This is a genomic window from Nocardioides sp., assembly GCF_047607365.1.
Taxonomy (GTDB): Bacteria; Actinomycetota; Actinomycetes; order Propionibacteriales; family Nocardioidaceae; genus Nocardioides.
The window spans coordinates 1-11,930 of sequence record NZ_JASGDD010000070.1 but is presented as its reverse complement, the minus strand read 5'-3'; the positions used below and the strand labels follow the sequence as shown (position 1 = coordinate 11,930).

General features: G+C 71.8%; 14 protein-coding genes. 4 read left to right on the top strand and 10 right to left on the bottom strand.

The genetic code is table 11. The features are described from left to right. The 4 genes from QM572_RS05925 to QM572_RS05910 form a co-directional block, all read right to left on the bottom strand. On the bottom strand, positions 1-654 hold a 654-nt coding region (locus tag QM572_RS05925; protein WP_415091045.1), incomplete at its 3' end, for a PAS domain S-box protein. A 77-nt stretch (positions 655-731) separates the two neighbouring features. Next, positions 732-1,181, bottom strand: coding sequence for a VanZ family protein (locus QM572_RS05920; RefSeq protein WP_415091043.1), 450 nt, complete (start codon positions 1,179-1,181; stop codon positions 732-734). 101 nt (positions 1,182-1,282) lie between these two features. Then, complete coding sequence (locus QM572_RS05915; protein ID WP_415091041.1) at positions 1,283-1,738, bottom strand: nitroreductase/quinone reductase family protein; 456 nt, start codon at positions 1,736-1,738, stop codon at positions 1,283-1,285. Positions 1,739-1,790: 52 nt separating this feature from the next. Further along, positions 1,791-2,150 carry a hypothetical protein gene (locus tag QM572_RS05910; RefSeq protein WP_415091039.1) on the bottom strand — a complete coding sequence of 120 codons (360 nt, stop codon included), beginning with the start codon at positions 2,148-2,150 and terminating at the stop codon, positions 1,791-1,793. Between the two features lie 164 nt (positions 2,151-2,314). On the opposite strand from QM572_RS05910, the gene QM572_RS05905 reads away from it, so the two are divergent. The 3 genes from QM572_RS05905 to QM572_RS05895 all read left to right on the top strand — a co-directional run bounded on the left by QM572_RS05905 (position 2,315) and on the right by QM572_RS05895 (position 3,638). After that, a complete protein-coding gene (locus tag QM572_RS05905) occupies positions 2,315-2,566 on the top strand; it encodes a type II toxin-antitoxin system Phd/YefM family antitoxin (RefSeq protein WP_415091037.1) in 252 nt (83 codons plus the stop codon). Further along, positions 2,563-2,991, top strand: coding sequence for a type II toxin-antitoxin system VapC family toxin (locus QM572_RS05900; protein ID WP_415091035.1), 429 nt, complete (start codon positions 2,563-2,565; stop codon positions 2,989-2,991). The genes QM572_RS05905 and QM572_RS05900 overlap by 4 nt, the downstream gene beginning before the upstream one ends. A 248-nt stretch (positions 2,992-3,239) precedes the next feature. Next, positions 3,240-3,638: a hypothetical protein gene (locus QM572_RS05895; protein ID WP_415091033.1), complete on the top strand. Its 399-nt coding sequence runs from the start codon at positions 3,240-3,242 to the stop codon at positions 3,636-3,638. Between the two features lie 52 nt (positions 3,639-3,690). Here the strand turns inward: QM572_RS05895 and QM572_RS05890 are convergent, their stop codons facing one another. From QM572_RS05890 to QM572_RS05870, 5 genes are all read right to left on the bottom strand, one after another. Then, positions 3,691-5,973: a putative bifunctional diguanylate cyclase/phosphodiesterase gene (locus tag QM572_RS05890; protein ID WP_415091031.1), complete on the bottom strand. Its 2,283-nt coding sequence runs from the start codon at positions 5,971-5,973 to the stop codon at positions 3,691-3,693. A 62-nt stretch (positions 5,974-6,035) separates the two neighbouring features. Next, positions 6,036-8,294, bottom strand: coding sequence for a SpoIIE family protein phosphatase (locus QM572_RS05885; protein WP_415091029.1), 2,259 nt, complete (start codon positions 8,292-8,294; stop codon positions 6,036-6,038). An 84-nt stretch (positions 8,295-8,378) separates the two neighbouring features. After that, complete coding sequence (locus tag QM572_RS05880; RefSeq protein ID WP_415091027.1) at positions 8,379-8,966, bottom strand: DNA-3-methyladenine glycosylase I; 588 nt, start codon at positions 8,964-8,966, stop codon at positions 8,379-8,381. Beyond that, a complete protein-coding gene (locus QM572_RS05875; RefSeq protein WP_415091026.1) occupies positions 8,963-9,658 on the bottom strand; it encodes a sortase domain-bontaining protein in 696 nt (231 codons plus the stop codon). Before QM572_RS05875 ends, QM572_RS05880 begins: the two co-directional genes overlap by 4 nt. A gap of 62 nt (positions 9,659-9,720) precedes the next feature. Further along, entirely contained in the window at positions 9,721-10,599 is an 879-nt protein-coding gene (locus QM572_RS05870; RefSeq protein ID WP_415091024.1) for an LLM class F420-dependent oxidoreductase, read from the bottom strand. 18 nt (positions 10,600-10,617) lie between these two features. Here QM572_RS05870 and QM572_RS05865 point away from each other — a divergent pair, with 18 nt between their 5' ends. After that, positions 10,618-11,292 carry a peptidylprolyl isomerase gene (locus tag QM572_RS05865; protein ID WP_415091022.1) on the top strand — a complete coding sequence of 225 codons (675 nt, stop codon included), beginning with the start codon at positions 10,618-10,620 and terminating at the stop codon, positions 11,290-11,292. Here the strand turns inward: QM572_RS05865 and QM572_RS05860 are convergent. Further along, positions 11,275-11,724, bottom strand: coding sequence for an OsmC family protein (locus QM572_RS05860; RefSeq protein ID WP_415091020.1), 450 nt, complete (start codon positions 11,722-11,724; stop codon positions 11,275-11,277). The two genes, QM572_RS05865 and QM572_RS05860, sit on opposite strands and share 18 nt — an antisense overlap. Between the last annotated feature and the right edge of the window lie 206 nt (positions 11,725-11,930).

Here is an 11,930-nt window from a genome sequence, read left to right as displayed (position 1 = left end):
GTGGGGGATCATGACCGGCTCGCCCCGCGCAGCCGCCGTGCCACAGGCGGCCACACCCTCGCCGACGGCCACGCCGGCATGCGACGCCTGGTAGCCCGGCGGGAAGCTCGGCGCCGCCCACGGGTCGAGGCGGCCGTCGATGATGCGGGTGAGCGCGACCAGCACGCCGGGGGTGATCGCCTCGATCTGGCGGCAGATGAGCACGCCCACCTCGGTGAAGGACAGCCCGCCGGTCAGCGCGCCGAGGATCTCCCGCTCGAGCTCGCGGATCTCGACCTCGCCGCTCACGTCGGTCAGCATGGCGACCGAGTAGCCGTCGTACTCGGGGCGCCCGGTCTCCAGCGGGGCGCTGAAGACCCGCAGCCGGACGTCACGGCCGTCCTTGGCGCGGGCGGTCGCGTCGACGACGACCTCGCGCCGGCCCCACTCCTGCTCGCGGTAGGCGGCCAGCGACTCGGCGTCCATCCGCGGGCTGGCCATCACATCGCTGGGGCGGCGACCGCGCACCTCCTCGAGCGCGTAGCCGAAGAGCCGCTCGAAGGCCGGATTGGCCCAGGCGATCCGGGCCCCGGCGTCGAGGATGAGGATGGGCCGATTGCTCTGACGGATCGCGGCGCGCTGGAGCTCCTCCAGCGAATCGCCGCGATCCTCCATGGCTCCAGGGTGGCAGATGGGAGGCCCCCGTGGGGAGCTATCGGGGAGTCTTTACGAGGCGTGTTCCGGCGGGTGCGTCAAGCCGCCGTCCGCATCAGGCGGCGGCGCCGGCGGCGGAGGGTCGCGGGCAGCGTGAGGACGAGCGCGACGAGGATCCCGAGGAGCGCTCCGGCGCCGTTCGCCACCAGGTCGCGGTCGTCGGGAACCCTCCCGGGGATGTAGTGCTGGGCGTACTCGATGCCGGCGGTCATGGCGAACGAGGCGAGGGCGGCCGCCCACCACCCGCCCGCGCCGAAGAGGAGCAGGAGGAACATCCCGATCGGCACGAAGAGCCCGATGTTGGCGAGGAACTCCAGCCGGTCGTAGTCCAGCGACTCCAGCCGGCCACGACGGTGGAGCCCGTCGAGGATCCGCAGGAGCAGGTCCTGCTGCGAGGTGCCGATCGGGTGGGGCGTCAGGGTGAGCCAGCCGACGAAGACCAGATAGGTCCCCGTCAGCAGACTGAGCAGGGGATGGCGCCACAGCATCCGACCATGGTGCCGTACCAGCCTCAAGGAACGCTGAGACCGCCCGTCGGCGACGCCCCGATCGAGCCGGGTCGCGAGATGCGCGTCACGCGCTCACGCGCTCACGCGGAGCGCGGCGTGCAGATCACGACGGGGATGTCACGCCGGGTGCGCTTCTGATAGCCGGCATAGCCGCGGTACGCCGCCACGATCCGCGGCCAGAGCTCGGCCTTCTCGGCGGCGGTCGCGGTGCGCGCCGTCCACGCCGACTCGACGCCCTTGATCGTGATGGCGACCGCCGGGTCGGCGACGAGGTTGCGATACCAGTCCGGGTCGCGGTCGTCGCCGCCCTTGGACGCCACCAGCACGACCCGGTCGCCGTCGTAGATCGGCGCGGTCAGCATCACGCTGCGCCGCTGGCCCGACCTGCGGCCCGTGGTGTGCAGCTCGATGGTCTGCATCCCGAACGCCATGCTCAGCAGCCGCCCACCGGAGACGCCCAGCACCACCCGGTGCGCGAGGTTCATGCCCTTGAGCCCCAGGTCGAACCCGCGCTGCCGCAGCGAGACATCACTCATGGCCACACTCTAGGCGCACAGCACCCCGCCGGGCCGTCAGTCCTTCGGCCCCTCAGTCGGGCCGGGAGTTGAGCAGGTCGAGCACCTGGGCGCGGAGACGGCGGATCTCGGCCTGGTCCCTCATCACCTGCTCGGTGCGGTCGGCGGCGTTGGGACCAGGCTGCAGCGCGAAGATCGCCGCCTTGTTCACGGCCGTCTCGTACTCCACCACCAGCGGGGCGTACCGACCCATCGCGTCGGTGACGGGGATCGACGGGGGAGCAGCGTTGACGAGGTCGCGCATGGCTCGTGCGGAACGGGCCCGGTCGAAGCCTGCCCAGCGTCGACGCACCGCCAGCGCGCCGACGGCCGCGCCCAGCATGAACAGCGCCACCGCGAACAGAGCGAGCGTCGCAACCGCAGTGGAGTCCACGCCGGCAGGCTAGACGCTCTCTGCACTCGAACGGCAGGGAATCGCGCACGCACGCCTCGCCCCGGCGCCCCGGCGCCATCTCTCGGGCTCGCGGCCTGGCCCTCGCGTGCCAGCCGCGGATCGCGCCCGCGAAGCATCCGTCTCACGAGTGATACGATGTGCTCATGGGCACATCGGCTGAGCGCGCCGTCTCAGTCCGCGACCTTCGCAATCGCGGGGGAGAGGTGCTCGCGCGCGTCCAGCGCGGCGAGACACTCACCATCACCAGCGACGGCACACCGGTCGCGGAGCTGCGCCCCCTGCCGCGCCGCAGCCGCTCATCCTCGGAGCTGGTCGCTCGCCGCCAATCGCTGCCGACGGTCGACGCCGACTCCCTCCGCGCCGACGTCGATGCGCTCGTCGACCAGTCGCTGTGAGCATCGAGCGCGGCGTGCTGGACACCAGCGCCGTCATCCGGCTCGGCGAGGTCGACCCCGAACGGCTCCCCGTCGAGGCGGTCATCACCACCATCACACTGGCCGAGCTGACCGTTGGACCCCTCGTCGCGACGAGTGAGGCTGAGCGAGCCGCTCGCCAGCAACACCTCCAGCAGGCAGAGGCCGACTTCGGGGACCCTCTGCCCTTCGACGACTCCGCCGCTCGAGCCTTCGGACAGGTCGCCGCCGCCCTTCGTCAAGCGGGCCGCAAGCCCAAGGCTCGTGCGTTCGACGCGATGATCGCCGCCATCGCCGTGAGCGAGGGCCTACCGCTGTTCACCTTCAATGCCAGAGACTTCGACACGACCGGAGTCGAGACAGTCGACCTGAACGCCGAACCCGACCAACCCGGCGCCGCTTCGTAGTCTCATGGCCGGAGCGCACGAGACACCGACCTGCTGGCCACCCCTCAGGCGCAGCGACCGACTCAGCCTGGCGGCGCGGCGGGTCCAGGTGTGGTCGTGACCGGTTGTAGAAGTGCCGATAAGCGACATTATGTCAACTTCTACGCGAGCCGACGCATCACTACCCTCCTCGTGCGAAAGATCGGAGGCGCTCCGTACTGTTTCCAGTACGCGCAAGGCGTCTTGGGAGTCGGACTAGGGTCGCGTGCATGAGCACCTCGCGCACGGTCGCCCGGCTGGTTCTCGGCTCGCTGATGGTCGGCGCGGGTGTCTCGCACCTGACCGTCGCTCGCGAGGAGTTCCAGGCTCAGGTGCCCGACTGGTTCCCGATCGACACCGACGTCACGGTGCTGGCGTCCGGAGCCGTCGAGATCGCCCTCGGCGCCTCGTTCGTCGCGGTGCCGAGGCGGAGGCGCACGATCGGGCCGCTGCTGGCGGCGTTCTTCGTGGCGATCTTCCCCGGCAACGTCGCGCAGTACGCCGAGCACACCGACGCGTTCGGCCTCGACACCGACACCAAGCGGCTCGTGCGGCTCTTCTTCCAGCCGGTCCTCGTCGCCTGGGCCCTGTTCGGTGGCGACGTGCTGCGACGGCGTACGCGCGCCTGAGCTCGGCGCACCCGCAGCCGCAGCCGCAGCCGGCGTACGCCGATACCCCGTCTCACGGCGCCGGCACCCTCGGGAGCCTCAGCAGCCGTCGGACCTCGGAGGACGCCCGGCGCGCCCAGTGCACCTGGGAGGAGCGCCCGGCCCACTCCTCGAGCTCGGCTGCCAGCACCGGGCGGGAGATGAAGAACCCCTGCACCATGTCGCACCCGATCGTGGCGAGCTGATCGAAGGTCTCGGCGGAGTCCACCCCCTCCGCCACCGCGACGAGCGAGATGCCGTGGGCGAGGTCGACGACCGATCGGGTGAGCGCGGCGGCGCGCGCGTCGTGGGAGATCTCGCCGACGAACGCCCGATCGATCTTGACCGTCGTGATCGGCAGCTGGTGCAGGTAGGCCAGCGCCGAGAACCCCGTGCCGAAGTCGTCGACGCTGATGCCGATGCCCATGTCCCGCAGCTCCCGCAGGACGCTCGCCGACCGATCGGGGTCGCGGAGCATGAACTCCTCGGTGATCTCGACGATCAGCAGCTCCGGCGGCAGCCCGCCGCGCTCGAGCTCGCCCCCGATCCGGCCGGGGAGATCGAGGTCGCCGAGCGTGGGCGGGAACAGGTTGAGCGAGATCGGCACCGGCGTGCCCCGCCGCAGCAGAGCCGCCCCCTGGGCCACCACGATCCGGAGGACGGACATCGTCATCTGGTCCATCAGCCGGTTCTCCCGCACCAGCGGAAGGAAGTCCGCCGGGGCGAGCAGGCCGCGTGCCGGGTGGTTCCATCGGACCAGCGCCTCGGCGCTCACCAGCCGCCGGTCGGTGGTCGACACGATCGGCTGGTAGTGCACGGTGAGGGTGTCCCCCGCGATGGCGTCGCGCAGCTCGGCGAGCAGGAGGGCGTCGTCCCGGGTCTGCTCCCGCGCCTCGCCGCCGACCGCTCCGAGGGGTGAGTACACGACGACTCCCCCGCGCTCCTTGGCGCGATAGAGCGCGACGTCGGCCAGCTGCAGGAGCCGGGGGATGTCCTGGCCGTGGTCCGGGTTGAGCGCCACGCCGACGCTCGCCCCGATCCGCAGCTGGGCGCCGTCGAGCACGATCGGCTCGCCCAGGGCCCTGGCCAGCCGAGCCCCGAACCCCTCCGCTTCCCGGGCGGGCATCAGCGCGGCGAACTCGTCACCGCCGAGCCGCGCCAGCAGGTGATCGCCGACGATGTCGTCCAGGCGACGGGCGACCTCGCGCAGCAGGTCGTCGCCGACCGCGTGCCCCATCGTGTCGTTGACGAACTTGAACTTGTCGAGGTCGATGAGCAGCAGCGCCGTCCCCGGCACGGCGCAGAGCTCGGTGCCCCGGGCGAAGAAGCCGCGGCGATTGGGAAGACCCGTGAGCTCGTCGGTCTCGGCGAGCACCCGCAGATGGTCCGCGGCCGCGAGCTCCCGGTAGGAGACGGCCAGCCGCCCGAGGGCCAGGAGCACGGTGCCCGCGGCTCCGGCCAGCGCCAGCGGCGTGATCGGCCGGAGAGACCCGGCGACCAACACGGCGACGGCCACGGCGGACATCAGCAGCGGGATGCCGATCACGAGGCCGTTGCCGTCGTCTCGGCGCGCGCGGCCGGACGGCTGACCCGCCAGCAGCGCGATCAGGAGCGTGCGAGCCTCGAGGATGTTGTCGAGCGGATCCCCCGAGTGAGCGTGGATGAGAAGGGTCGCGAGCGCCATCCACACGCACCCGCAGCCGAGGATCGCCAGCATGATCACGCACTCGCGACTGACCTGCCAGCCGCGTACGGCGAGGATGATCGCCACCTCGACGAGCAGCACGGCCTGGACGACCACGTAGCCGACGATCACGGCGTCGACGGTGTCGTCGCCGGTCAGCATCCGCTCGATCCACGGCGATCCCAGCGCCAGCAGCAGCGTGACCAGGCCGCACCCGGTCAGGAGGCCGTCGAGGTCGGCCGACGTGCCCATCCGCCTGCGCTGTCGCAGGCCGTAGAGGGAGAAGGCCACGATGAGCTGGCCGAACATGACGAAGATCAGCATGTCGGTCAGGCTCACCCCCGAGCGGAACCCGACCCCCGCGAGCGTGAAGAGATAGGCCTTGGCGCTCGCCTCGGCGAGGAGCGCGCCCGCCGCCCACGCCCAGACGCCGGCGGTGCCGGCAGCCCGGGCGCGCAGGAGGCAGAGCAGGGCGCACGAGAGGCTGATCGCCACCTGCCAGGTGCCGTCGAGCGCGTTGACGGCGTGGTCGGGACCCACCCCGGGAATGGTGCGCACGGCATAGCCGAGGATCGCGACCAGACACCATCGCTGCCACCACGTCAGGAAGGCGGGGCTGCCGACGCCAGGCACGGGGGAACCGTACCGCGAGCACACCGGGCTGGCCAGGACGGCGCCCGCGGCCCCGCGGCGGGTCAGCCGGCGTCCGGACGCATCCGGATCGCCAGCAGGGTGGTGTCGTCGTCGCGGCCGTCGGCCAGGCCGAAGGTCATGATCCGGTCGAGCCACGGCTCGAGGTCGTCCACGTCGTAGACCTCGCCCGCGAACCGCGCCAGCCGCCGGGTCTCCTCGTCGAGATCGATGTCGCGGCGCTCGACCAGGCCGTCGGTGTAGCACAGCAGCGCCGCGCCCTCGGGCAGCTCCAGGGTGGCCGTGACCGCCTGTCCCCCGCCGAGCCCGAGCACCGGGCGGATCGGGAGCGTGAGCGAGATCGCCGAGCCGTCGACGACGAGCAGGGGCTGCGGATGTCCGGCGCAGGCGATCTCGACGGTGCCGGCGGCCGGGTTGGCGATGGCGACGATCGCGGTGGCCACGCGCTGGGTGAGCAGGGTCGCGATCAGGCGGTCGAGGCGGTCCAGGCACTGGGCGGGCGAGTGTCCCTCGAACAGGTAGGCCCGGAGCGCCGTGCGCATCTGGGTCATCGCCGACACCGCCTCGATGCCGTGTCCCGCGACGTCCCCGATGGCCAGCGCGATCCTCCCGCCGCCGAGGTCGAAGGCGTCCCACCAGTCGCCGCCGAGCTGGTAGCTCGTGGCCGCGCGGTAGCGGGCGGCCACCTCGATCCCCGGGTACGACGGCGCGTGGTCCAGGCCGACCGAGCGCTGCAGCAGCTCCGCGACCGCGATCTGCTCACGCGAGCGGCTGAGCAGCTGGGCGATGACGTGCTTGCCGAGGTGGTCGGCGCCCTCGACCTCCCAGGAGCGCCACGGCTCGCTGCGGCCGCGGACGAGCTCGCGCCACTTCTCGAAGGACTTGCGCGGGCTGAGCCGCACGCTGCCGCTCTCGGTCTCGACCAGCTCCTTGTTGCCGGGGTCGCCGCCCCAGTCGACGACGCGCTGCAGCTCGGGGCGCAGCCAGAGCACCCACTGGTCGGCGTCGGTGCCGATCCGGAGCACGCCCGCGATGCCGGAGTCCGGAGGCAGCCCCGGGACGAGCTCCTCGACGCGGTCGGTCGCGGTGACGTAGGTGCCCGGCGCGAAGAGCGCGTCGGCGACCCGCCGCAGGTCGCTCTCGGGCAGGACCTCGCCGCGCACGGCGAGGCGGCCGTCGGAGCAGACCGCGGCGCCGCACGCGGACATGAGGTCGAGGACGTCCGGATCCTCCAGGAGCGTCTCCAACGGCGGCCGCTCGCTCTTCGCGACCCGCGCGGCGATGTCGCCGACGACGATCCGGGACCGGAGCGTCGCCTCCCGGGCGTCGGAGCGCTCCCGCTCGCGCACGAGCTGCGAGGCGATCCGGCCGAGGAACTCCGCCGCCGCCCGGTCGTCGTGGCTGGGCCGATGCGGCCCCGAGTAGTGGTGGCAGGCGACCAGGCCCCAGAGCTTGTCGTCGATCAGGAGCGAGATCGACATCGAGGCGCCCACGCCCATGTGCGAGAGGTACTCGACGTGGATCGGCGACACGCTGCGCAGCGTGGAGAACGAGAGGTCCAGCGGCGCGTCGGTGGCCGGGTCGAGCACAGGATGCAGCGGCACCGGGCGGTAGCCGATGTCGGCGATGAGCCGGGTCCAGTTGATCTCGTAGAGCCGCCGCGCCTGGGCCGGGATGTCGGTCGCCGGGTAGTGCAGGCCGAGGAAGGAGTTGAGCTCCTCCTGCCTGGCCTCGGCGATCACCTCGCCGTTCCAGTCCTCGTCGAAGCGGTAGACCATGACGCGGTCGAAGCCGAGGATGGCACGGATCTCCACGGCCAGCCGCGCGGCGAGGTCCACGACGGTCTCCGCCTCCGCGAGCCGCGCCATCGGGCCACGCGTCGCGTGGTAGGTCAGGGCCGCGCCGGAGCGGCGGCCGACCGGCTCGAGCTCGAGCAGCCAGCGCTCCCCCGAGCGGTTGAGCTTGAGGTCGGCGGTGACCCCGGCGAAGCCTGCCGCGGGAGGGAGCTCGTCGAGCGTCGCGACGAACGGCTCCCCCGAGTCCCGGGTGTCGCGCAGCTCCCCCACGCGCGTGGCGAGCCGGTCGCCGACCACGCGCCCGAGCGGCCGGCCGACCGCATCCTCGGCCGCGACGCCGAGCTCCTCGCGGAGGTTCGTCGACACCATCACCACGGTGAGGTCGTGGTCGAACGCCACGAGGACGCCGTGCGGCTGGATCGCGCCCGGGACGTGGATCGGCTCGGCCGCGCAGGTGTCGAGGTCCACCGGCCCGTAGGCGGGAGTGTGCTCGGCCTCGTCCGCCACGCGATCCACCCTGCTTCCCGCGGGCTACACCGTCGCTCCGCTTCCCCACCCTTTCACGGATCGGCGTCACGAAGGTAAAGACCTCTAGGTCTCCCGCGCGGCGGGACGGTCCACCTCCGCGACCCGGGCGCGGACCACGCACTTCTCCACGTGGTCGTTCACCAGGCCCATGGCCTGCATGAACGCATAGACCGTGGTGGGCCCGACGAACGTCCAGCCACGCCGCTTGAGGTCCTTGGACATCGCCACCGACTCCGGCGACGTCGCCCGCCGGAGCGGGGGCTCCGGCGCGACGGCGTACGACCAGACGTAGTCGGCCAGCGACCCCTCCGCCTCGACCAGGTCGAGCATGCGCTGGGCGTTGTTGATCGTGGCCTCGATCTTGCCGCGGTGCCGGATGATCCGCGCGTCGCCGAGGAGCCGCTCCACGTCGGCCGGGCCGAAGCCGGCGACCGTCGCGGGGTCGAAGCCCGCGAAGACCTCACGGAACGCCGGGCGCTTGCGCAGGATCGTGATCCACGACAGCCCCGACTGGAAGCCCTCGAGGCACAGCTTCTCGAAGAGCCGTACGTCGTCGACGACCGGGAAGCCCCACTCGGTGTCGTGATAGGCGAGATAGTCGGGTGCCGACAGTGCCCAGGCGCACCGCGGCCCGCCGTCGGAGGCGGTCATCCCTTCTTCTTGAAGTAGCGCGCCGGCACCTGCACCCGGCCCACGAGGACCCCGATCTCGTCGATCCGGTGCTGTGGATTGCCGAACTTGTCCGTCCAGTAGTTCCCGCGGGCGTGGTCCTCGGGCGTCGCGCACGTCGAGATGGTGATGTAGCCCCTGGTCGCGGTCACGCCGGGGTGCCCCGGCACCTCCGCGCGCTGGGCCCTCAGCGACGCCGCGGAGCGGAAGTCCACCCAGCGCTCCTTGATGATCCGGTAGATGTAGCGGGTGTGCCCGACGTCGACGAAGACGACGTTGTTCTTGTGCAGCGTCGGCACCTTGCGGAAGACGCCGCCGTGCGAGATGCGGTGGGCGGTCACCTGGTAGTTGCCGATGCCGCCCGGCCCGATGCCGCCCTCGGACCCGTACGGCGACGCCGCGATGCCCCGGTTCTGGATCTTGGTCCCCGGCCAGTCGTCGGTCTTCCCCTCGTAGGCGATCACCTTCAGCCGCTTGATGCCGATCGAGGGGATCGTGATCCGCGCGTCGCGTGGCGTGCCGTCGCTGTAGGCCGTGGCCGGCGGCGGCGTCGTGGTGTCGGCGGCGGAGGCCGGCGACAGGTCCACCGCTCCGAGGAGCCCGAGTGCGAGGAGGAGCGAGACGAGCGGGGCGAGCGGGGCGACGAGGAGGCGCGCCGTGACCTGGCGGTTCATGTCGCCCTTCCTACCCCATCCGTCACTTCCCACACAGGCTTCTCAGGCCTCTCAGAGGTCTCTCAGATCTCGCGCAGCCGCGGCAGCACGCTCTCGGCGAACCGCTCGGCCCAGGCGGCGGGGTCGCCGTTCTTCGGCGGCGAGGAGGTGACGAGCGTGACGCCGAGCTTCGCGTACTGCTCCATCTCCGCGAGGAACGCGTCGGGGTCGGCCACCGGGTCGACTCCCCCGCCGCCGCCGATGGTCTTCTCGATCGCGTCGTAGTCGCGGCCGAGCCGGTCGCAGTGCTCGCGCAGCACGTCGAGCTTGTGGGCCACGCCGTCGAGGCCCTCGCGGGTGAAGAGGTGGGTGGCGTCGGCGTACTGCGCCACGAGGCGGAGCGTCTTGCGCTCTCCCCCGCCGCCGATCATGATCGGCAGCCGGCCGCGAGGCGGCTGCGGGAGGTTGATCGTCTCCTGGAGCCGGTAGTGCTCCCCGGTGAACGCGCCGTCGTCGTCGGACCACATCTGGTTCACGATCCGCAGCGTCTCCTCGAGCCGCTCGAACCGCTCCGACGTCGCGGGGAACGGCACGCCGAGGCCCTCGTGCTCCCGGTCGTACCACGCCGCGCCGATGCCGAGCCACGCCCGCCCGCGGGATAGCACGTCGATCGTCGTGGCGATCTTCGCGAGCAGCCCCGGGTGGCGATAGGTGACGCCTGTGACGAGGAGCCCGAGCTCGAGGTTCGAGGTGACGCCGGCGAGATAGCCCAGCGTCGTGTACCCCTCGAGCATCGGCTCGAAGGGACCGCCGACGGGGATCATCTGGTAGTAGTGATCCATCACGGTGAAGAGCCGGAAGCCGCCCTCGTCGGCGACCTTGGCGGTGTCGGTGAGACGGTCGGTCAGGTTGGTCTCCCACTCCGGGTGGGTGAAGGTCATGTAGTGGAGTCCGGCGTCCATGCTCCTACGATGCCACCCATGCCGAAGCGCCTCCCGCAGCACCGTCTCGCCGTCGTACTCCTCCTTCTCGCCGCCGCGCTCACCGCCTGCGGCAGCGAGGACTCCTCGTCCTCCGCCGCGGGGACCGGCGAGTGCCAGTACGCCGACGGCGACTCGTCCACGCCGGCGACGAAGCCGCCCTCGACCCCGACGGCGACCGGGAAGGTCAGCGCGACGCTGCACCTCTCGGCGGGCGACGTCCCGCTGACGCTGGACGCCGACGTGGCGCCGTGCACGGTGAACTCGTTCCTCTCGCTGGCCGAGCAGGGGTACTTCGACGACACGCCGTGCCACCGCCTGACCACGACCGGGATCTTCATCCTCCAGTGCGGCGACCCGACCGGGACCGGCCGCGGCGGCCCGGGCTACTCCTTCGCCGACGAGCTCGGCGGCGCCATGGCGCTCCCCGCCTCCGGCAGCGTCGTGAACTACCGGGCCGGGACCCTCGCCATGGCGAACGCCGGGGCGAACACCAACGGCTCGCAGTTCTTCCTCGTGTACGACGACAGCCCCCTGGCGCCGGACTACTCGGTCTTCGGCACCCTCTCGGCGGAGGGCCTCGAGGTGGTCCGCTCCGTCGCGGCCAAGGGCACCGCCGCCGACGACGTGAGCCCCGCCGAGGCCGTGACGATCACCTCAGTCGAGACTCCCTGACCGATAGGTCACCGGCGTGCCGAGGGTGATCGTCCGCCCGACCGTGCACAGCCGGTCCTGGCTCATCCGGATCGCCGACTCGAGCACGCCGCGCGCGGCGTCCCCGCCGTCGGTCGCGGGGAACAAGACGTCGAAGGTGACGGAGACGTCGACGAGGTGGTTGCCGTCGTCGTCGCGTACGACGGTGCCGACCGAGCGCGCCGCGAACTCCTCGAAGGGCGCCCGCTTGCCGGTGATGAAGTCGACGTCCAGCGCTCCGCAGCCCGCCAGCGCGGCGAGCAGCAGCTCGACCGGCGTGAAGTCGGGGTCCTCGCCGTGGCCGATGCTGACCACTCCCCCGCGCGCGTTGGTCGCCTTGAAGCGGTGCTCCCCCTGCTTGCTGAGCTCGACACTGCGCTGGGATCCGGGCCGCGCGACACTCTGATCGGTCATGCCGCCAGCCTAGGCACTCGGTCCTGGGCATCGGGTCCCAGCAATCGGGGCGGCCCCGGCGTGGGAGAGGCCGTTCTGTCGGTGCCCGCTGGAACACTTCACGCCATGGCTTCTCTCGTGTTCGTGCTTCTCGGCCTCCTGCTCGGCGTCGCGCTGGGCGCCGCCCTGGTGACGCTGCGGGCCCGCGGCCGCCAGGAGCTCGCCGT